Source organism: Sphingomonas sp. (assembly GCF_036387535.1).
GTDB lineage: Bacteria > Pseudomonadota > Alphaproteobacteria > Sphingomonadales > Sphingomonadaceae > Sphingomonas_R.
The window spans coordinates 1-19,270 of sequence record NZ_DASVTO010000104.1 but is presented as its reverse complement, the minus strand read 5'-3'; the positions used below and the strand labels follow the sequence as shown (position 1 = coordinate 19,270).

The 19,270-nt window shown below is 67.9% G+C and carries 17 protein-coding genes; 5 read left to right on the top strand and 12 right to left on the bottom strand.

Annotation, left to right across the window (positions count from 1 at the left end; translation table 11 throughout):
• Positions 1 to 3 precede the first annotated feature (3 nt).
• Positions 4 to 2,196: an aldehyde oxidoreductase molybdenum-binding subunit PaoC gene (paoC, locus tag VF649_RS09820; protein WP_331011778.1), complete on the top strand. Its 2,193-nt coding sequence runs from the start codon at positions 4 to 6 to the stop codon at positions 2,194 to 2,196.
• Between the two features lie 251 nt (positions 2,197 to 2,447).
• On the opposite strand, the gene VF649_RS09815 is transcribed toward paoC, so the two are convergent.
• The 9 genes from VF649_RS09815 to VF649_RS09775 all read right to left on the bottom strand — a co-directional run bounded on the left by VF649_RS09815 (position 2,448) and on the right by VF649_RS09775 (position 9,864).
• Positions 2,448 to 3,209 carry an SIMPL domain-containing protein gene (locus VF649_RS09815; RefSeq protein WP_331011777.1) on the bottom strand — a complete coding sequence of 254 codons (762 nt, stop codon included), beginning with the start codon at positions 3,207 to 3,209 and terminating at the stop codon, positions 2,448 to 2,450.
• Positions 3,210 to 3,358: 149 nt separating this feature from the next.
• A complete protein-coding gene (locus tag VF649_RS09810; protein WP_331011776.1) occupies positions 3,359 to 3,979 on the bottom strand; it encodes a F0F1 ATP synthase subunit B in 621 nt (206 codons plus the stop codon).
• 20 nt (positions 3,980 to 3,999) lie between these two features.
• The gene (locus tag VF649_RS09805; RefSeq protein ID WP_331011775.1) at positions 4,000 to 4,494 is read right to left on the bottom strand and encodes an ATPase; all 495 of its coding nucleotides are present in this window, start codon (positions 4,492 to 4,494) and stop codon (positions 4,000 to 4,002) included.
• Positions 4,495 to 4,553: 59 nt separating this feature from the next.
• Positions 4,554 to 4,781 carry a F0F1 ATP synthase subunit C gene (locus VF649_RS09800; RefSeq protein WP_331011774.1) on the bottom strand — a complete coding sequence of 76 codons (228 nt, stop codon included), beginning with the start codon at positions 4,779 to 4,781 and terminating at the stop codon, positions 4,554 to 4,556.
• 40 nt (positions 4,782 to 4,821) lie between these two features.
• Positions 4,822 to 5,604 carry a F0F1 ATP synthase subunit A gene (locus VF649_RS09795; RefSeq protein ID WP_331011773.1) on the bottom strand — a complete coding sequence of 261 codons (783 nt, stop codon included), beginning with the start codon at positions 5,602 to 5,604 and terminating at the stop codon, positions 4,822 to 4,824.
• A gap of 39 nt (positions 5,605 to 5,643) precedes the next feature.
• Positions 5,644 to 5,961 (bottom strand): AtpZ/AtpI family protein, encoded by a 318-nt coding sequence (locus VF649_RS09790; protein ID WP_331011789.1) that lies wholly within the window; start codon positions 5,959 to 5,961, stop codon positions 5,644 to 5,646.
• A gap of 177 nt (positions 5,962 to 6,138) precedes the next feature.
• The gene (locus tag VF649_RS09785) at positions 6,139 to 6,528 is read right to left on the bottom strand and encodes a YdbL family protein (protein WP_331011772.1); all 390 of its coding nucleotides are present in this window, start codon (positions 6,526 to 6,528) and stop codon (positions 6,139 to 6,141) included.
• Between the two features lies 1 nt (position 6,529).
• Positions 6,530 to 6,685: a YnbE family lipoprotein gene (locus tag VF649_RS09780; RefSeq protein WP_414713662.1), complete on the bottom strand. Its 156-nt coding sequence runs from the start codon at positions 6,683 to 6,685 to the stop codon at positions 6,530 to 6,532.
• Positions 6,686 to 6,741: 56 nt separating this feature from the next.
• The gene (locus tag VF649_RS09775) at positions 6,742 to 9,864 is read right to left on the bottom strand and encodes a YdbH domain-containing protein (RefSeq protein WP_331011770.1); all 3,123 of its coding nucleotides are present in this window, start codon (positions 9,862 to 9,864) and stop codon (positions 6,742 to 6,744) included.
• A gap of 206 nt (positions 9,865 to 10,070) precedes the next feature.
• On the opposite strand from VF649_RS09775, the gene radC reads away from it, so the two are divergent.
• Together radC and purB are read left to right on the top strand one after the other, a co-directional pair.
• Complete coding sequence (gene radC / locus VF649_RS09770; RefSeq protein WP_331011769.1) at positions 10,071 to 10,754, top strand: RadC family protein; 684 nt, start codon at positions 10,071 to 10,073, stop codon at positions 10,752 to 10,754.
• Positions 10,755 to 11,101: 347 nt separating this feature from the next.
• Complete coding sequence (gene purB / locus VF649_RS09765; protein WP_331011768.1) at positions 11,102 to 12,400, top strand: adenylosuccinate lyase; 1,299 nt, start codon at positions 11,102 to 11,104, stop codon at positions 12,398 to 12,400.
• A gap of 337 nt (positions 12,401 to 12,737) precedes the next feature.
• On the opposite strand, the gene dnaJ is transcribed toward purB, so the two are convergent.
• Positions 12,738 to 13,853, bottom strand: coding sequence for a molecular chaperone DnaJ (gene dnaJ / locus VF649_RS09760; protein ID WP_331011767.1), 1,116 nt, complete (start codon positions 13,851 to 13,853; stop codon positions 12,738 to 12,740).
• Positions 13,854 to 14,007: 154 nt separating this feature from the next.
• Positions 14,008 to 15,921 carry a molecular chaperone DnaK gene (dnaK, locus tag VF649_RS09755; protein WP_331011766.1) on the bottom strand — a complete coding sequence of 638 codons (1,914 nt, stop codon included), beginning with the start codon at positions 15,919 to 15,921 and terminating at the stop codon, positions 14,008 to 14,010.
• A gap of 205 nt (positions 15,922 to 16,126) precedes the next feature.
• Between dnaK and VF649_RS09750 the strand changes: the two genes are divergently transcribed.
• Positions 16,127 to 16,585, top strand: coding sequence for a copper chaperone PCu(A)C (locus tag VF649_RS09750; protein WP_331011765.1), 459 nt, complete (start codon positions 16,127 to 16,129; stop codon positions 16,583 to 16,585).
• A gap of 4 nt (positions 16,586 to 16,589) precedes the next feature.
• Here VF649_RS09750 and VF649_RS09745 read toward each other — a convergent pair whose 3' ends face one another.
• Complete coding sequence (locus VF649_RS09745; protein ID WP_331011764.1) at positions 16,590 to 17,264, bottom strand: DUF4197 domain-containing protein; 675 nt, start codon at positions 17,262 to 17,264, stop codon at positions 16,590 to 16,592.
• Between the two features lie 50 nt (positions 17,265 to 17,314).
• Here VF649_RS09745 and VF649_RS09740 point away from each other — a divergent pair.
• On the top strand, positions 17,315 to 19,270 hold a 1,956-nt coding region (locus tag VF649_RS09740; protein ID WP_331011763.1), incomplete at its 3' end, for a primosomal protein N'.

The following is a 19,270-nucleotide window of genomic DNA, read 5'->3' as shown; positions in this document are numbered from 1 at the left end:
CCCATGAAGTTCGACACGCCCGCCACCGCCCGCAACCCGATCGACCAGCAAAAGGTGATCGGCCGCCCGCACGACCGCATCGACGGACCGGCAAAGGTCACCGGCACCGCGCCCTATGCCTATGAACGCAATGCCATGGCCCCCGACGCTGCCTATGGCTGGATCGTCGGGTCGGCGATCGCATCCGGGCGGATCACCGCGATCGACAGCCGGGATGCGCTGGCCGCGCCGGGGGTGCTGAAGGTCGTCACCTATGAAAATGCCGGCAGGATCGGCAAGGCAAAGGCGCACACCGCCGCCATGCTCGCCGGGCCGAAGGTCGAACATTATGACCAGGCCGTCGCGCTGGTGGTCGCCGAAACCTTCGAACAGGCGCGCGACGCTGCAAAGCTGGTCCGTGTCCACTATGCGCAGGACAAGCCCAGCGCCGATCTCGCCGGCGCACGCGGCAGCGCGGTCAAGCCGAAATCCGGCACGCCCGACACCGCGGTCGGCGATTTTGCCGGCGCATTCGCCAAAGCCGCGGTCACGATCGACCAGACCTACACCACCCCCGATCACAGCCATGCGATGATGGAACCGCACGCCACCATCGCCGCGTGGGACGGGGATCGGCTGACGCTCTGGACCTCGAACCAGATGATCGACTGGGCCACGCGCGACATGGCCGAAACGCTGCTGATCCCGAAGGACAAGATCCGCGTCGATTCGCCCTTCATCGGCGGCGGGTTCGGGGGGAAGCTCTGGGTCCGTGCCGATGCGGTCATGGCGGCGCTCGGGGCCCGCGCCATCGGTCGCCCGGTCAAGGTCGCACTCGCCCGGCCGCAGATCATGAACATGACCACCCACCGCCCGGCGACGATCCAGCGGATTCGGCTGGGCGCGGGCAAGGACGGCCGGATCGACGCCATCGCGCATGAGGTCTGGTCGGGCGATCTGCCCGGCGGCGGCGTGGAAACCGCGGCCAACGCCACCCGTCTCCTTTATCGCGGCGACCATCGCCTGACCTCGCACCGCCTCGCCACCCTCACCTTGGGGGAGGGCAATGCCATGCGCGCGCCGGGCGAGGCGGTCGGCCTGCTCGCGCTGGAAGTCGCGATGGACGAACTGGCGGAAACGCTGAACATGGACCCGGTCCAGCTCCGCATCGTCAACGATATCCAGCATGATCCGGAGGCCGGCCCGACCCGTCCCTTCTCCAGCCGCAAGCTGGTCGAATGCCTCACCATCGGCGCGGACCGGTTCGGCTGGTCGAAACGCAATCCGAAGCCAGGCCAGGTCCGCGACGGCCGCTGGCTGATCGGCATGGGCATGGCATCGGCGTTCCGGGACAACATCACCATGGACTCCGCGGCTCGGGTCGGGGTGGATGCGCGCGGCATCGTCACCGTCGAAACCGACATGACCGACATTGGGACCGGCACCTACACCATCCTGGCGCAGACCGCGGCGGAGATGCTGGGCGTGCCGCTTGACCGGGTGACGGTGAAACTGGGCGACAGCCGCTTTCCCGTCTCCGCCGGTTCGGGCGGACAATGGGGCGCGAACAGTTCGACCGCCGGCGTCTATGCCGCCTGCATGACGCTGCGCGCGCGATTGGCGCAACAGGCGGGCTTCAATGCCGATGCCAGCTTTGCCGATGGACGCATCACCGCCGGCAACCGTAGCGTGACGCTGGCCGAGGCTGCGGGGCCGTCCGGCACCGTCGTGACCGACAAGATCGAGTTCGGCGATCTCGGCAAGAAATATGCGCAGGCCACGTTCGGCTCGCATTTCGCGGAGGTCGGCGTCGACGCCGCGACCGGCGAAATCCGCGTCCGCCGCATGGGCGGCGCCTTCGCCGCAGGTCGTATCCTCAACCCCAAATCCGCGCGCAGCCAGGTGATCGGCGCGATGGCGATGGGCATCGGCGCGGCGTTGATGGAGGACGCGGTGCCCGACCATCGCTTCGGCTATTTCGTCAACCACGACATGGCCGAATATCATGTGCCGGTGCATGCCGACATCCCGCAACAGGACGTGTTCTTCGTGGAGGAACTCGACGAGAAATCGTCTCCGATGAAGGCCAAGGGCGTCGGCGAACTCGGCATCTGCGGCGCCGGCGCCGCCATCGCCAACGCCGTCTACAACGCCTGCGGCCTGCGCATCCGCGACTATCCGCTGACGCTGGACAAGGTCATTGCCGGAATGGCGTAAGCGCGCGGCACGACACGAGGCCGGACGGATGATGAGCCCCAACCGCCATCCGTTCGGTTCGAGCCTGTCGAGAACCCGCTACCTTTCCCGATCCCGCCCCGTTTCGGCCTGTCGAGAGCCGCGCAACGCTCCCCGATCCCGCTCGGTTCGAGCCTGTCGAGAACCCGACGACCTCCGCCACCCCGTTCGGTTCGAGCCTGTCGAGAACCCCCACCATCAGGAAAGCACCAACAGCAGGCCGTACCCGATCCTCAATTCACGATCGCATAGGTCACATATACCTCCGCCCGCGTGTCGATCGGCCGCGGTGCGACATCGATTGAGATCGGCGCTGGGGCCGGTGCCGACATCACCGGGGCCGCCCGGCTCCCCGTCGCCACGACATCGAAACGCGTCATGTTCTGCTGATCCCGGATCATGATGACCGGGCCAAGTTTCGCCCCGGCCGCGGTGGCCAGCGCCTCCGCCTGTGCCCGGGCGTTGGCGATCGCGTCCGCCATGGCGGCGCGGCGCGCGGGCTTGTCGTCGCCAAGCTGAAAGGATTGCAGCCGCGCATCGCGGGCACCCAGCCGCCCGGCCAGCCCCACGGCCGTCGCCGCCTTGTCGATCCGCTCGGTCCGGACGCTGCCTTGCAGCGTCGCGACATAGCCGGTCACGACGCAATTGCCCTCGCTCAACGTCGGGCGATTGTCATAGCCATCCTGCCGGGCGCAGCGCGGATCACGCGCCTCGATCATGATGACATTGCCGCCCGTCAGCTGCATCCGGGTACCCAGCAAGCGCGAAAATCCCCCGCTGATGGCGCGTTGCTTGGCGTTCAGCGCCAACGCCGCATCGTCGGCGGTCTTGCCCTCGCCGGTCACCCAATAATCGATCTGTGCCCGGTCGGGGATGGTGGACACGCTGCCGCTACCCACCACCTGGATCGTGGGGGCGTCTCGTCCCGCGACTTGCGCGGACAAGGGCGCGGCCAGCGCCAGCGCGAGCGATAGGCAAAGCAGACCCGAACGCATCCTGTTCTCCCACGCACCCGACCCGCCATCCGGCGAGTCCGTTTCGCGGACTATGACACCGGACCGCCCACAGATCGACCTGCGATCGGTCGGCCGGCAAACGCTGGAATACGGAGGGAACAGGCCGACCCGCAGGTCCGCCCCGCGCCTCAGTTCAGGCGCGCTCCACCCAAACCCGCAATGGTGCGGTCGACCAGCGCCCGATCAACGCCCGCATCATGCCGCTCCGCGATCAGCGTGGCGGCGGCGGCGGCGGCGGCGTTTGCGGCCTTGGCCCGCACTTCGGCGACGGCGGCGCGTTCGGCGGCCGCGATCTTGTCCTCGGCCATCCGGCCGCGGCGTTCGATCAGCAGGGCGGCATCCGCCTGCGCCTTGGCGACGATATCCTGCGCATCGACATGCGCCTGCGCCACGATCGCATCCGCTTCGGTCGCGGCGGCGGCGGCCTTCGCCTCATATTCGGCCTTCAGCGCCTCGGCCTCGGCGCGCAGCCGCTTGGCCTCGTCCAGCTGAACCCGGATGCTGGCGATCTTCTTGTCCAGTGCCGCGGCGATCGCGCCAGGCACCTTCTTCCAGATCATGATCGCGATCAGCACCAGCATCGCCCAGCCGACGACCGCGGTACCGTTCAGCCCCAGCATCGTCGGGTCGGCATGCGCCACCTCGGTGCCTTCGTGGAACGTCGCCCCGACATGCGTCGGGTCCAGTCCTTCGGCCTGTGCGGGATGCGCCAGATTGTCTGCGACCTGGACGGAACCGTTGCTGCTCATCTGCTATCCTTTGCGACGGGTCAGGCCGCGGCCAGTGCGGACCGCACGGCACGCGCGGCATCGTCCTGCGCGACATGGGCACCCGACAGCCGGGCGACGATGTCCTGCGCGGCCTCGGCCGCGACCGTCTCGATGCCCGCCAGCGCCCGGTCCGTGACGGCGCGCAATTCCGCATCCGCGGCTTCCGCCTTGGTTGCCAGTGCGGCATCAGCGGCTTTCACCTGCTGCTCGGCAGCGGCGGTGGCGGCGGCCTTCGCCTTTTCGGTTTCGATCCGTGCGCCATTGCGCGCGGCGTCCATCCGGGCGCGATACGCCTCTTCTGTCGCGTCCGCCGCGGCCCGCGCGGCATGCGCTGCGGCCAGGTCGTCGGCAATCCGGCGGTCGCGCTGATCGACGGTGGCCTCGATCTTCGGCACCATGCCCTTGCCGATCGCGAAATAGATCACGGCAAAGACGACGAGCATCCAGAAGATCTGGGAGGCGTAGGTCGCAGCAATCTGCGCGATCTGAGGCATCTGATAGTCCTGTACGGTGGCGGGGCCGGCGCTATGGCCGACCCCAGCCGGTCATGGGTTCAGGCGACGAACACCAGAACCATGGCGATCACGAACGCCAGCAGGCCGAGCAGCTCGGCTGCGGCGAAACCGATGAACAGGCGGCCCTGCTGGCCGTCGGCAGCCGACGGATTGCGCAGCGCGCCTTCGAGGAACTTGGCGAACACGTTACCGACACCCAGCGAGGCGAGGCCCACGCCGACTGCGGCCAGACCGGCACCGAGCAGCTTTGCAGCTTCTGCGTCCATGATAAAACTCCCTTGAAAAACCAGTGGTTGAGAAACGAACTTAGTGCAGGTTCACGGCGTCGTTCAGATAGAGCGAGGTCAGCAGCGCGAACACATAGGCCTGGATGACGCAAACCAGCAGCTCAAGCGCGGAAATGCCGACCATCAGGATGAAACTGGGACCACCGACCAGGATGCCGTAGCCGATGCCGGCATTGCCGGCATTGATCACGAACCCGGCCAGCACCTTCAGCAGGATATGACCCGCCGTCATCGCCACGAACAGTCGCAGCGCCAGGCTGAACGGGCGGACCAGGAACGACATCAGTTCGATCACGAACATCAGCGGGATCATGAGCGCCGGCGTACCGGATGGCACGAACAGCGAGAAGAAATGGAAACCGTGACGGGCGAACCCCACCACCAGCACGGTTCCGAACGCCAGCAGCGCCAGCACGCCCGTGACCGTGAAATGGCTGGTTGACGTGAACGGATGCGCGCCGGTGATGCCGATCGGCAACAGGCCCAGGATGTTGGACAGCAGGATGAACATGAACAGCGTGAAGACCAGCGGCACGAACCGCTTGCCTTCCGGCCCAACATTGGTCGCCATCATGCCGTTGATGAACCCGGTCACGCCTTCGACCGCGGCCTGCCAGCGACCAGGCACCAGGTCGCGCTTCATGCCGCCCAGCATGAACACCCACAGGCACGCCAGCGTGATCACCATCCACAATGCGGAATTGGTGAACGACAGGTCATAGCCGCCGACCGCCCAGTGGCCGAACAGCGGTTCGACCGTGAACTGGTGCATCGGATCGATCTTGCCGCCTTCTGCCGCCACTTTTGAACCCCTGGTTAGCATGCGACAAGCGCCCGGAAATTATTCCGGACGCTCGTTCGAAATCCGTATGATGTTTCTGAAGGCGACACCGATCCCCAGGATCATCAGCACCAACAGGCCCCAGGGCGCGATATTCAGCCAGCGGTCCAGCAACCAGCCGACAAGAGCACCGCCCGCCGGCCCCGCGATCAGTTCGGCCAGAACGCGGTTGCCTTGGGAATATCCCTTGGTGGACGCACGTTCCGTCTTGCCGGTTCTGACCGATTCCGCATGGTGCGCCTGCTTCAATCGCTCGTCGAGCGATGTCAGCCGTCCGTCCACGCCGTTCGGGTCCTGCCCGGGATCACCTGCCGCCATCTCATGCCCCTCCCATCCGGAAGCGCGCACGACGATGTCGGCGAGCAGCCCCGCCAAGGCCCGGTCCCTTTAGGAAAGCGCCGGAACCGAGTCAACATGGACGGCCTGTCATCATTTCCGGGATGCGCCGGCCGGCGGTGTCGCGCGGCGGCCGGGATCATCCCGACCGGTCACGCCTCACCCGCAGACCGCGGGCAGGGGGATCGGCCCTGCCCCCCGCGTTTCCCATGCGCCGCCGACCCTGTATTTCTGGCCGGGCGCCACCCGCTTGGCCAGTTGGTCGCATCCCCGCGCCGTCGCCACTTCCTGCACGGTCGCATTCTGCTTCGCCGCGATCTCGGTATAGATGGCGCGGCGCTTGATGTTGACCGCGTCGACCGCGCCCTTCACCGCCGGCGACGGTGCGGTGACGAAGCCCAGATAGCCGTCCGCCTGTTCGCCCACGTCGCCGCTGGCGCGCGCCGCCGCCACCACGCCGTCGTCGCCCTGCGCCATCGCCACGCCGGCGCCGCCCAGCGCCGCCAGCATCAGCCCGCCCGCGATCAGCATCTTGGTTCGCCGTTCCATCTCAGAACACTCCCGGATATTGCTGGTCCAAATTCTGCACGTCCTTGCGAAGGCTGACCACCACCTCCTGCCGGATGTTGACGTTCAGGTTGATCTCGATCGGCTTGTCGGGCGCCTTCACCGTGATGCACCCGCCCAGCACCAGCAGGCCCGTCATCGCCAGCGCCGCATTCCGGCCGATCGTCACTCCGCTCGTCGTCATCATGCCGTCTCTCATCGCACGGGTTCGCTTTCCTGGGCCTGAATGGGGGCAGAGCCGGGCAGCGGCGGTTCCGCGGTCGGCATTGCCTGGCGGATCAATCCGCGCGGATCGTTCAGCGACTGCGCGCTGTTCAGCAAAGCGCGGAACGGCGCGGTGATGACGATGTTGAACCGGAACGGCAGGTTAGAGAACGCCGACAGCAATCCGTTGCGGCGGATCGCCTCCTTCGGCGTCTGGTTGGTGCCGTCGAACACCACCTTGCTCACCAGTTCTCCGTCCAGAGCCCCGTCCAGCAGGATGGTCAGGTCGCGGTAGCGCATCCGTTTCAGCGCATCGAAAGCCAGCGATCCGAACCGGCCCAGATCGGCGTTCGAAATCTCCCCGACATAGGCCAGCGTCCCGCCGCCCGGCCGCACCGCCACCCGCCCGCCCGCGATCCGCCCGCCACGATCGTCGAAGATCATCGGCATCACCCCGTCGAAGATGCCGGTCACCGCGATATTCTTGAACTCGAACTGCTGCACGAACTGCGCCGCATCCATCCCGACGACGCGGAACGTCATCCGCCGGTCCCGCGTGCCGCCGAAATCCAGCAGCGTCGGCTCCAGCGTCAGCGCACCGCCCGAAAACGGCCAGCGCCCATCCTCGATCGCGACCCGCTGGTCCGGCAACAGCTGGTACCGCACCATCCCGTCGCGCACTGCGATGCCGGGATTGATCTCGATCACCGTCGCCACCTGCCCTGGCCGCGTGCGGAGCGCCAGCAGATCGTCGAACACCACGCGGGTCTTCAGGCCGGATACCGGGCCGAACGCCGCCGCCAGGTCGATCGATTCCGTCGCGAACGTACCGCCGCTGGTCACCCCCCGCCGGTTCCAGGCGATCACACCCTCCCCCGTCACCGTCCCCTTCACATTCGCGACCACGCCCAGCGTCAGCCGGGTCAGTTGTTCCGGCTGCAGGTCCGGGCCGAATCGGATACCCGGCACCGCCAGCCGCGCGGTCCCCGCGCCGATGTTCAGGTCATGGCGGATCGTGACGTCGGTCACCGCGGTCCCGGTCGCCGGCACCTGCAACCGCCCGTGCGTCGCGATCACATTGTCCCGCAGCGTCAGTGCGATCGTCTTGGAAACCAGCGGCCGGAATCGCGCCACGGCATCCGTGTCCGACACCGTCAGCGTCTCGCCCGCGACATGCAACACGCCGTCCGCAAGCTGCCACTGTCCCGCCCCTTCGGTCATGGCCAGCGGTACCGCAAGGATCCGGCCCGACAACCCGTCAAACCGTCCACCGACCCCGCCGTCACCGAAGCGGCCGGCAAAGCGATCGATGTCCAACAGGCTCCGCCCGTCCTCCGGCCCCAGCCGCACCGCCAGCCGCCGGGCAACGAAGTCCGCGCCGTTCAGGTCGATCGCCAGCGAGTCGCTGGCGATCCGCACCGGCGCCCCACCCAGTGTCCCCATCAGCACCGGCGCCGCGATCCGCGCGCCGCCGCGCACGGCGCCGCCCGCCGCACGCGCCAGCAATGCCGGTCCACCCGGACACAGGCCGACCCGGGTCGCACCGACCGCCAGCCCGGACAGCGTCAGCCGATCGAACGTCATCGGCACGCACGCCGCATTGATCGCGAACGATCCGCCGCGCCCCAACCGCCCCCGGATCGGCAGGCGCAGGCCAGCCACCCGCCCGCTTGCCACCGGCCCGTCCATGGTCAGCACGGTGTCGAACCGCGTCGCCCCCGGCGCGGTCCGGAACTGCACCGGCGCCATCCGCAGCAGCGCGCCGTCCGCGGCATAATCCGCCATCCGCACCGTTCCGGTGATCGGCGCATCGGCCGCCGGTTGCGCCAGCGTCGCGGCGATCGTCGGCAGGCCACCACCCGCCACCGCTACCCGCCCGTCGATCCGCATCGCCCCGCTCGGCCCGTCGATGCCCAGCCCGCCACCCTCGGTCACCGCCAGCCGCGCGCCGCTGTCGGACACCGCGGTCACCTGCGCCAGCCGCAGCTTGAACGCGCCGTTCGCCTGCCCGAAATCGACATGGGCGCGCGCGTCGAACCGGCCGCCCGCCCGCGCCGTCGCCGTCGCGATCGCCTGTACCACCGGTGCGATCGGCGTGCCCGCCCCGGTCCGCCCTGCCGCCACGATCGCGCGCGTGGTCGCCGCATCCGCCGCGCCGTCCGCCAGCGTCAGCGCACCTTTCACCCGCACTTCGGGGCCGATCCGGTACTGCCCGTCGAAATCGCTCCGTCCGGCGGTCAGCCCGCGCGTGGCGAAGCGGTCCGCGGCCAGCGTGACGGTGCCGCCGGTGCCGGTCGCGGTTCCGTGATATCCGATCCGGCCCGTCACCGCGTGCAGCACATTGGCGCCGGCGCGCGCCTGCGCCACGTTCAGGAACGCGCCGCCCGACCAGCGGTCCAGCGCGGCGTTCAGCGCCAGGTCGATCGTCGCCGCCGGCCGCACCAGCGCGATGCCGCCGTCGCACATCACCCCATCCGCCGCCACCGGCCCGTCCAGCGCCGGCCGCCGCGCCGCGATCGCGATGTTCACCACCGCCCGCGCCCGCCGGATCGCACACCCGCGCAGCGCCAGCCGCGGCGCCACCGCCGCCATCCGCCCGGCAAAGCCGTCGGACAGCCGTCCTTGCCCCGCCAGTCCCACGCCGATCACGCCCGCCGGCGTTTCCAGCCGCACCGCCGCATCGCGCAGCGTGACCACCAGGTCGGGGAGGCTGAACGGCGCGCCGCTGGGTGCCGGCAACAACCGGTCGACCGCACCGAACGTCACCGTCCCGTTCACCAGCCGCCCGCGCAACCGCACCCCGCCGGCGGACACCGATGCCAGATAGGGCCCGTTCACCCCCAGTGCGATCCGCAGGTCGGCATAGTCCGCGGTCAGGTCCGGCCGGGCGGGGTCGCCGATCCGGATGCGTTCCAACCGCTGCCCGCCGAACCCGAATCGGGTGATCGCATAGCGGCCCTCGACCCCCCGCCGCGCCAGTTCCGCATCGACATAGTCGCGCGCGATCTGCGTCCGCTGCGTCCACAGCCCGGTCAACGCCAGCACCGCGACGCCCGACGCGGCGGCAATGGCGATGCGGACGCGGCTTTGTCGGCGGGCGGGCGGATCGTCCATGGACCCCGCGTTACCCGCCATCGCCTGAACGGTTCCAGTTCAAAGCGTCGCGCAACGGGATTTTTCCTCCGCCGTCTTCCCGGCGCATGCCGGGATCTCCCTCGGGTAAAGCGCTCACCCCTAACCCAAACGGGATCCCGGCCTCCGCCGGGGTGACGCGGTACAGAGGGGTGACGAACCTCCAAACCCCCGCTAGCCTACCCATCATGACCATCGCGGGTGAAGACACGTCCGGCCACCGCGCCCGCCTGCGCCAGCGATTGCTCGACGGCGGGCCGGACGCGTTCCTGGACCACGAACTGGTCGAATATCTGCTGACGCTCACCATCCCGCGCCGCGACATGAAACCGCTGGCACGCACGCTGCTGGCGGAATTCGGCGGCATCGGTGCCCTGCTCGGAGCGGATGCCGCCACGCTGCGCCGCGTCGACGGGCTCAGCGACGCCGCCATCGCCGCGATCAAGATCGCGGAGGCCGCCGCGCTCCGCCTGCTCCGTGCCGCCGTCGCCGATCGCCCGATCCTGTCCAACTGGCAGGCGCTGCTCGATTATCTCCACGCCGACATGGCGCACCGCGCCAACGAACGCGTGCGCATCCTCCATCTCGATACCAGGAACCGCCTGATCCGGGACGAACTCGCCTCCGAAGGATCGATCGACCAGGCCGCGCTCTACGTCCGCGAAGTCGTGCGGCGCGCGCTCGAACTCGGCTCCGCCGCGATCATCCTCGTCCACAATCATCCCAGCGGCGATCCCAAGCCCAGCCGCGCCGACATCGCCCTCACCCGCGACATCATCGACGCCTGCCGCCCGCTCGGCCTGTCGGTCCACGATCACATCATCATCGGCAGCACCGGCCACGCCAGCCTGAAGGCATTGGGTTTGATCTGAACCATAACCGCTTGCATTGACCTGCAATTCAAAGCCGTCTGGTTCGAGCCTGTCGAGAACCCCGCGCAGGGTTCTCGACAGGCTCGAACCAAACGGAACTTGCTCCGATGGGTCTGCTTCATATCGTCCGAGCTAACATCGGCGAACAGCACGCCAGAGCCGCTTTCCGATACGAGAAAGTATTTCTCCGAAAACGTCGATCGCACACCAGAAGATCACCTCGAACACGACGTTCGCCACAACATTCTCCTTCGATCGCTCCGAAGCGCGGCGTCTGCAGGGCTACCCCGGCAGCCCCCGCTCTGCTAACCGCCCGCCCGAACCCGCCACCGACTAAGGACCCGCCCATGATCCCCCGCTATTCGCGCCCCGACATGGTCGCCATCTGGACGCCGGAGGCGCGGTTCCGCATCTGGTTCGAAATCGAGGCGCACGCCACCGATGCGCTGGCCGAACTGGGCGTGGTGCCGAAGGACGCCGCGGCCGCGATCTGGGAAAAGGGCGCGTTCGAGGTGGAGCGCATCGACGAGATCGAGCGCGAGACCAAGCATGATGTCATCGCCTTCCTGACCAACGTCGCCGAACATGTCGGCGAACCCGCGCGCTTCCTGCACCAGGGGATGACATCGTCGGACGTGCTCGACACCTGCCTTTCGGTACAGCTCGCGCGCGCCAGCGACATCCTGCTCGCCGATCTCGACGCGCTGCTCGCGGCACTCCGCATCCGCGCGTTCGAACATAAGCTGACCCCGACGATCGGGCGCAGCCACGGCATCCACGCCGAACCGGTCACCTTCGGGTTGAAGCTCGCACTCGCCCATGCCGAATTCGCCCGGTGCCGCGCCCGCCTGGTCGCCGCGCGGGAGGAGATTGCGACCTGCGCCATTTCCGGCGCGGTCGGCACCTTCGCCAATATCGATCCGTTCGTGGAATCCTATGTCGCGGACAAGCTCGGCCTGACGGTCGAACCGATTTCGACGCAGGTGATCCCGCGCGACCGCCACGCCATGTATTTCGCCACGCTCGGCGTGATCGCGTCGTCGGTCGAACGGCTGGCGGTGGAAATCCGCCATCTCCAGCGGACCGAAGTGCTGGAGGCGGAGGAATATTTCTCGCCAGGGCAGAAGGGGTCCTCGGCGATGCCGCACAAGCGCAACCCGGTGCTGACCGAAAACCTCACCGGCCTGGCCCGCATGGTCCGCGGCTATGTCACGCCCGCGCTCGAAAATGTCGCGCTCTGGCACGAACGCGATATCAGCCATTCGTCGGTGGAACGCTATATCGGGCCCGACGCCACCATCACGCTCGACTTCGCGCTCGCCCGCCTGACCGGCGTCATCGAGAAACTGGTCGTCTATCCGGCGCGCATGCAGAAGAATCTCGATCGCATGGGCGGTCTCGTCCATTCGCAGCGCGTCCTGCTGGCACTCACCCAGGCCGGCGTCAGCCGGGAGGACAGCTACCGCCTGGTCCAGCGCAACGCGATGAAGGTCTGGGAATCGGACGGCGCGCTGTCGCTGATGGAGCTTCTGAAGGCCGACCCCGACGTCACCGCCGCCTTGTCGCCTGCCGAGATCGAAAGCCGGTTCGACCTCGCCTATCACCTCCGCCACGTCGACACGATCTTTGCCCGCGTGTTCGGCTGACCCGAATTAACCAAAAAGTTACAGGTGCACGCAACGCAATCACCTCGGCGCGTATTAAAATTGCGCTGAGGTGCAAGCATCGCATATGTCTACCACAGCGCTAGAGAGCGCCGATCCAGGGCATTCCGCCGGATCGAAGGAGCAGTGCAATGACCTATCTGGAAAACGCGACGACCGCCGTTCTGGCGATCGCGGCCCAGGCCCTCGCCATCGCGGTGGTTGTCGCCCTCTGAACAGGGCGTCGTTCCACCACGGGGTCGAACGCCGACATCAAGAGCGCCGCAACCGCGGCGCTTTTTTTGTGCCCTCCGCGCATCCCCGCGCGAAGGGCCCGTCCCTATTCGCCGAAGATGCCCTTGATCTTCCCGAAAAAGCCCTCGCTTGCCGGGCATTCCGCACCGGTCTCGGTCGCGCGAAACTGTTCCAGCAGATCCTTCTGTCGCGGGGACAGCCTGGTCGGCGTCTCCACCTCGATCTCGACAACCATGTCCCCAAAGCCGCGACCGTTCAGCACCGGCATGCCTGCGCCGCGCTGCTTGATCTGCTTGCCCGACTGGATACCCGCCGGAATGCGGATGTCATGCGGCACCTTGTCCAGGCCCGGCACCGTGATCGTCCCGCCCAGCGCCGCGGTCGTGAAGGAAATCGGGCAGCGCGCGAACAGCGTGTTGCCCTCGCGCTGGAACAGCGCATGCCGCGCCAGATGGATGAAGATATACAGGTCGCCGGACGGCGATCCGCGCGATCCGGCCTCGCCCTCGCCGGTCAGGCGGATGCGCGTGCCTTCGTCGACGCCCGGCGGAATCTTCACCGAAATCGTCTTCTGGCGGTCCACCCGGCCCTCGCCGCGGCACTGGTCGCACGGCGCCTCGATCACCTTGCCCGCACCGTGGCAGGTCGGGCACACCCGCTCCACGACGAAGAAGCCCTGCTGCGCCCGCACCTTCCCATGTCCGGCGCAGGTGGGGCAACCCCGCGCGGCGGTTCCGGGCTTGGCGCCGGTCCCCTCGCACGGTTCGCACAGCGTCGCGACCTCGATCGTGATCGACGCGTCCTTGCCGTGATAGGCGTCCTCGAAACTGATCTCCATGTCATACCGCAGGTCGGCGCCGCGCTGCTGCTGCCGCCCGCCGCCGCGGCTCTGGCCGCCGCCCATGAACTCGCCGAAGATATTTTCGAAGATGTCGGAAAAGCCGCCGAAATCCTGCGCGCCGTGCCCGCCGCCATTCTGGAACGCGGCCTTGCCGAACCGGTCATAGGCTGCCCGCTTCTGTGGATCCTTCAGGCAGTCATAGGCTTCGGAAATCGCCTTGAACTTCGCTTCGCTATCCTTGCAGCCCGGATTGCGATCGGGGTGGCATATCATCGCCAGCCGCCGGTACGACGACTTGATCGTCTTGTCGTCCGCGCTGCGATCGACCTCCAGCAGCTCATAATATTCGGTATCGGCCATGGCGTATCTCGATCAGATGTTCGTCTATTCGACCCCGGGTCGGCGGCTCGTCATCCCGGCGGACGCCGGGATCTCCCCGTGGCTTGGTCGTCCCTTGCCACGGGGAGGCCCCGGCCTGCGCCGGGCGACGGGGAGCCGGTGAGGGGTCGAACCCTTACGCCTTCTTGTCGTCCACCTCGGAGAATTCGGCATCGACGACATCGTCATCCGCCGCCGTCTCTGCACCGGCACCGCCTTCGCCGCCCGGCGACGCCGCCGCGGCCTGGTCCTTCTCGTAGATCGCCTGACCCAGCTTCATCGCGACCTGCGCCAGCGCCTGGGCCTCGGCCTGCATCGCATCGGCATCGCCGCCCTCGACCGCGGTCTTCGCCTTGGCGACCGCCGCCTCGATCTCGGACTTCAACGACGCGTCGACCTTGTCGCCATGCTCCTTCAGCTGGGCTTCGGTCGAATGGATCAGGCCCTCGGCATTGTTCTTCGCCTCGGCGGCGGCGCGGCGCTTCTTGTCCTCCTCGGCGAACTGCTCGGCGTCGCGCACCATCTGGTCGATGTCATTATCGGACAGACCGCCCGATGCCTGGATCTTGATCTGCTGCTCCTTGCCGGTGCCGCGATCCTTGGCGCTGACGTTGACGATGCCGTTGGCGTCGATGTCGAACGTGACCTCGATCTGCGGCACGCCGCGCGGCGCCGGCGGGATGCCGACCAGATCGAACTGGCCCAGCATCTTGTTGTCCGCCGCCATTTCGCGCTCACCCTGGAACACGCGGATGGTGACCGCATTCTGGTTGTCGTCGGCCGTCGAATAGGTCTGCGACTTCTTGGTCGGGATCGTGGTGTTGCGATCGATCATCCGGGTGAACACGCCACCCAGCGTCTCGATGCCCAGCGACAGCGGCGTCACGTCCAGCAGCAGCACGTCCTTGACGTCGCCCTGCAATACGCCGGCCTGGATCGCGGCGCCCATCGCCACCACTTCGTCCGGGTTGACGCCGACATGCGGTTCCTTGCCGAAAAATGCCTTCACCGCCTCGCGCACCTTGGGCATGCGGGTCATGCCGCCGACCATCACGACTTCGTCGATGTCGCCGGCCTTCAGCCCGGCGTCGGCCAGCGCCTTCTTCAACGGCTCGATCGTGCGCTTGACCAGATCGTCGACCAGACGCTCCAGATCGGCGCGCGTGATCGCCTTCACCAGATGCTTCGGCCCGGTCGCGTCCGCAGTGATGAAGGGCAGGTTGACCTCGGTCGTCGCGGTCGAAGACAGCTCGATCTTCGCCTTCTCCGCGGCTTCCTTCAACCGCTGCAACGCCAGCCGGTCCTTGGTCAGGTCGATGCCTTCGGCCTTGCGGAATTCGTCGGCCAGATAATCGACCAGCTTGTTGTCGAAATCCTCACCGCCCAGGAAAGTGTCGCCATTCGTGGCCTTCACCTCGAACACACCGTCGCCGATCTCCAGAACCGAGATATCGAACGTGCCGCCGCCAAGGTCATAGACCGCGATCGTCTTGCCGTCGTTCTTCTCCAGCCCGTAGGCCAGCGCCGCCGCGGTCGGCTCGTTGATGATGCGCAGCACCTCCAGCCCCGCGATGCGGCCGGCATCCTTGGTCGCCTGGCGCTGTGCGTCGTTGAAATAGGCCGGAACCGTGATCACCGCCTGCGTGACGGTCTCGCCCAGATAGCTCTCGGCGGTTTCCTTCATCTTCTGCAACGTGAAAGCCGAGATCTGCGACGGGGAATAATCCTCGTTGCCGGCCTTGACCCAGGCGTCGCCGTTGGAACCCTTGACGATGTGATAGGGCACCAGTTCGGTGTCCTTCTTCGTCACGGGGTCGTCGAACCGGCGGCCGATCAGGCGCTTCACGGCGAAGATCGTGTTTTCGGAATTGGTCACCGCCTGGCGCTTGGCCGGCTGCCCGATCAGGCGCTCGCCGTCCTTGGCAAACGCGACGATCGACGGCGTGGTGCGTGCGCCCTCGGCATTCTCGATCACCTTGGGCTTGCCGCCCTCCATCACCGCAACGCAGCTGTTGGTCGTACCCAGGTCGATCCCGATGACTTTGGCCATAATGCTCTCTTTTGCCCCTCGAAAGTGAAACCGAACCGCCACCATTCCCGTAGCTTCGGGCCGCTGGCGTTCGAACCATGATGGACCGGGATATAGGCGGGGGTTGCGGGCCTTCAAGCGTGGCTGCACAACAGCACGGACCCCTTTCGCGTCCGGCGCGTTGCCGGCCGCCTGCCTGTACCAAGATGATCCAGAGGATGCCGCCATGCGCCGTTCCGTCCGCCAGACCGCAGCGCCCCTGTTTGCGATGCTGTTCGCGCTGGCCGCCTGCGCGGGCACGCCGGATGCCGTACGGGTCGACGACGGCGCCTATGTCCGCCTGCCTGCGGTGCCCGGCAATCCCGCCGCCGCCTATCTCACGGTGCGGGGCGGCGCCACCGCGGACCGGCTGGTCGCGATCGGCAGCGGCATGGCCGCCCGCGTCGAACTGCATGCGTCGATGCTGCACGGCGGCATGATGACGATGGCTCCGCTGACGGGCGTCGATATTCCCGCGCACGGCGCGGTCGCCTTTGCGCCCGCCGGCCGCCACGTCATGCTGTTCGGTCTGCCGGCCGCCGTCGGCCCGGGAACGCAGGTGCCGTTCACGCTCCGCTTCCGCTCCGGCGCGGTCGTCGGCCTCACCGCGCGGGCCATCGCCGCCGGCGATGCCGCGCCGGATTGACCCGCTAGCGCGTCAGGCCCAGCAACGCGATCAGCACCGGGTCGCGCGTCGCGCGCGGATTGGCGCGGATCGCCGCCTCCTCGCGGCCGATCGCGCGGAAAATCCCGTCGGATGCCTGCCCCGCCACCGTCTGACCCAGTTCGGCATAATCGATCCCGGTTTTGGCCGCGATCGCCGCGCTGGCCATCTGGATCAGGTCGGAACGCAGGCCGCGCGACACTTCGGGCAGCATCGCGTCCAGCACCGCCCCGCCGGCCGCCTGCTGCAACAGGTCGGTCGCCGCCGTCGGCCCGCCGCGCAACACCGCGACCGCATCGCGCAGCGACATCCGCCGCACGCGGTCGATCACGATCGCCGCCGCCCGGTCCGCGGCATCCTGCGCCACCCGGTTGATCGCGATCGCCAGCTCGCGCCGCACCGGCCCGCTCTGCAACAGCGCACCCAGCACCGATCCGTTGCCCCCGAACGCCTGCGGCACCGCGATCCGCGCGACCTGGCTGTCATAAAATCCGTTGGGCGCCAGCAATTGCGCGAACGCCCGCTCGGTGGACAGCGTCAGCAGCCGGCGCACGCCCTCCTCCACGGTGTCCGCACCCGGCCCCGTCGCGCACGCCGCCAGCCCCGCCAGCGGCACCAGCACCGCCATGCCCAGCAATTTCCGTCGGTCGATCCGTTCCATCCGTCTTCTCCCAGTCGACGCACCCGTCCACCATCCCTACTTGATGGGGCATGAACCCGCGCGCCCGCGTCCTGCTCCTGAATGCCGCCATCGGCCCGCTCGATTACCGCGTCGATCCGGGTCAGGACGTTACGCCGGGCAGCATCGTGCTGGCGCCGCTCGGCCCGCGCCAGTTGACCGGCGTGGTGTGGGAAGCGGATCTGATGCCATCGGACATGGAGGTCGGCGACAACCGCCTGCGCCCGCTGGCCGGCGTCTATGATCTGCCGCCGATCCGCGCGTCGCTCCGCCGGCTGATCGAATGGACCGCGGCTTATTACATGGCGCCGCCCGCCGCCGTGTTGCGGATGACGCTCGCCTCGGCCAGCGCGTTGGACGGCAGCCCGGTCGTCGTCGAATATCGCGCCACCGGCCATGTGCCCGATCGGCTCACCCCGCAACGTGCGCAGGCGCTCGACCGGATCGGTCCGCGTCAGGGCCTGATCCGCGAACTCGCCGCGCGCGCCGACGTCTCCGACGCGGTGATCCGCGGGCTGGTCAAGGCCGGCGCGATCGAGGCCGTCACGGTCCAGGCGGACGATCCCTATCCCGTCCCCGATCCCGATCACGGCCCGCCGACGCTGTCGACCGAACAGCGCGCCGGGTCCGATCGGCTCGCCGCCGCGGTGTCGGCGCGCGCGGCGCAACCCTTCCTGCTCGACGGCGTCACCGGCTCCGGCAAGACGGAGGTCTATTTCGAAGCGGTCGCCCGCGCGATCCGGGAGGGCCGTCAGACTCTCGTGCTGCTGCCTGAAATCGCGCTGACCGAACCCTTTCTGAAAAGGTTCGAGGCGCGCTTCGGGTGTCAGCCGGTCGCATGGCATTCCGACCTGCGCCAGTCGCAGCGCCGCCGGGCCTGGCGCGCCATCGCCAGCGGGGAAGCGCTGGTCACGGTCGGCGCGCGCTCGGCGCTGTTCCTGCCCTATCCCGACCTCGGCCTGATCGTCGTCGACGAAGCCCATGAAACCAGCTTCAAACAGGAAGACGGCGTGATGTATCATGCCCGCGACGTCGCGGTGATGCGTGGCCGGTTCGAGGCGTTTCCCGTCATCCTCGCCTCCGCCACCCCCGCCATCGAAACCCGGCAACAGGTGACGCTCGGCCGCTATCAGGAACTGAAGCTGCCCGGCCGCTACGGCGTGGCGCAGATGCCGACCATCACCGCACTCGATCTGCTGAAGGATCAACCGCCGCGCGGCCGCTGGCTCGCCCCCACGCTGGTGGCGGCGATGGAGGAAACGCTTGGCCGCCGGGAACAGGTGCTGCTGTTCCTCAACCGCCGCGGCTATGCTCCGCTCACGCTCTGCCGAACCTGCGGCCACCGCTTCCAATGCCCCAACTGCACCGCCTGGATGGTCGAACATCGGCTGTCCGCGCGGCTCGCCTGCCATCATTGCGGGCACAGCATGCCGCCGCCCGCCGCCTGCCCCGAATGCAAGGCAGAGGACAGCCTGGTCGCCTGCGGCCCCGGCGTCGAACGCATCGCGGACGAAGTGGCGATGCTGTTTCCGGACGCGCGCACCGCGGTCGTCACGTCCGATACCATCTGGTCGCCTGCGCGCGCGGCCGAATTCGTCAACCGCATGGAATCGGGCGACATCGACATCGTCGTCGGCACGCAATTGGTGACGAAGGGCTATCATTTTCCCAATCTTACGCTGGTTGGCGTGATCGATGCCGATCTCGGGCTGCAGGGCGGCGACCTGCGCGCCGCGGAACGCAGTTTCCAGCAGATCGCACAGGTTTCCGGCCGCGCCGGCCGCGGTGCCAAGCCCGGCCGCGTCTTCGTCCAGACCCATGATCCCAGCGCGCCGGTAATTCAGGCTTTGGTTTCGGGCGATGCCGACAGCTTCTACGCCGCCGAAACCGAAAGCCGGCGGGAGGCGAACGCACCGCCCTTCGGTCGCTTCGCCGGCATCATCGTCTCATCGGAAAAACAGGCCGACGCGCTCGACACCGCGCGCCTG

What these genes read in the sequence shown, in the direction of transcription:
- VF649_RS09785 (WP_331011772.1), bottom strand. Translation starts at nt 6,528, where the DNA reads ATGGAACGGCGAACCAAGATGCTGATCGCGGGCGGGCTGATGCTGGCG.
- VF649_RS09745 (WP_331011764.1), bottom strand. Translation starts at nt 17,264, where the DNA reads ATGGAACGGATCGACCGACGGAAATTGCTGGGCATGGCGGTGCTGGTG.
- VF649_RS09775 (WP_331011770.1), bottom strand. Translation starts at nt 9,864, where the DNA reads ATGGACGATCCGCCCGCCCGCCGACAAAGCCGCGTCCGCATCGCCATT.
- VF649_RS09800 (WP_331011774.1), bottom strand. Translation starts at nt 4,781, where the DNA reads ATGGACGCAGAAGCTGCAAAGCTGCTCGGTGCCGGTCTGGCCGCAGTC.
- paoC (WP_331011778.1), top strand. Translation starts at nt 4, where the DNA reads ATGAAGTTCGACACGCCCGCCACCGCCCGCAACCCGATCGACCAGCAA.
- VF649_RS09780 (WP_414713662.1), bottom strand. Translation starts at nt 6,685, where the DNA reads ATGACGGGCCTGCTGGTGCTGGGCGGGTGCATCACGGTGAAGGCGCCC.
- dnaK (WP_331011766.1), bottom strand. Translation starts at nt 15,921, where the DNA reads ATGGCCAAAGTCATCGGGATCGACCTGGGTACGACCAACAGCTGCGTT.
- VF649_RS09805 (WP_331011775.1), bottom strand. Translation starts at nt 4,494, where the DNA reads ATGCCTCAGATCGCGCAGATTGCTGCGACCTACGCCTCCCAGATCTTC.
- purB (WP_331011768.1), top strand. Translation starts at nt 11,102, where the DNA reads ATGATCCCCCGCTATTCGCGCCCCGACATGGTCGCCATCTGGACGCCG.
- VF649_RS09810 (WP_331011776.1), bottom strand. Translation starts at nt 3,979, where the DNA reads ATGAGCAGCAACGGTTCCGTCCAGGTCGCAGACAATCTGGCGCATCCC.
- VF649_RS09815 (WP_331011777.1), bottom strand. Translation starts at nt 3,209, where the DNA reads ATGCGTTCGGGTCTGCTTTGCCTATCGCTCGCGCTGGCGCTGGCCGCG.
- VF649_RS09750 (WP_331011765.1), top strand. Translation starts at nt 16,127, where the DNA reads ATGCGCCGTTCCGTCCGCCAGACCGCAGCGCCCCTGTTTGCGATGCTG.
- VF649_RS09790 (WP_331011789.1), bottom strand. Translation starts at nt 5,961, where the DNA reads ATGGCGGCAGGTGATCCCGGGCAGGACCCGAACGGCGTGGACGGACGG.
- dnaJ (WP_331011767.1), bottom strand. Translation starts at nt 13,853, where the DNA reads ATGGCCGATACCGAATATTATGAGCTGCTGGAGGTCGATCGCAGCGCG.
- radC (WP_331011769.1), top strand. Translation starts at nt 10,071, where the DNA reads ATGACCATCGCGGGTGAAGACACGTCCGGCCACCGCGCCCGCCTGCGC.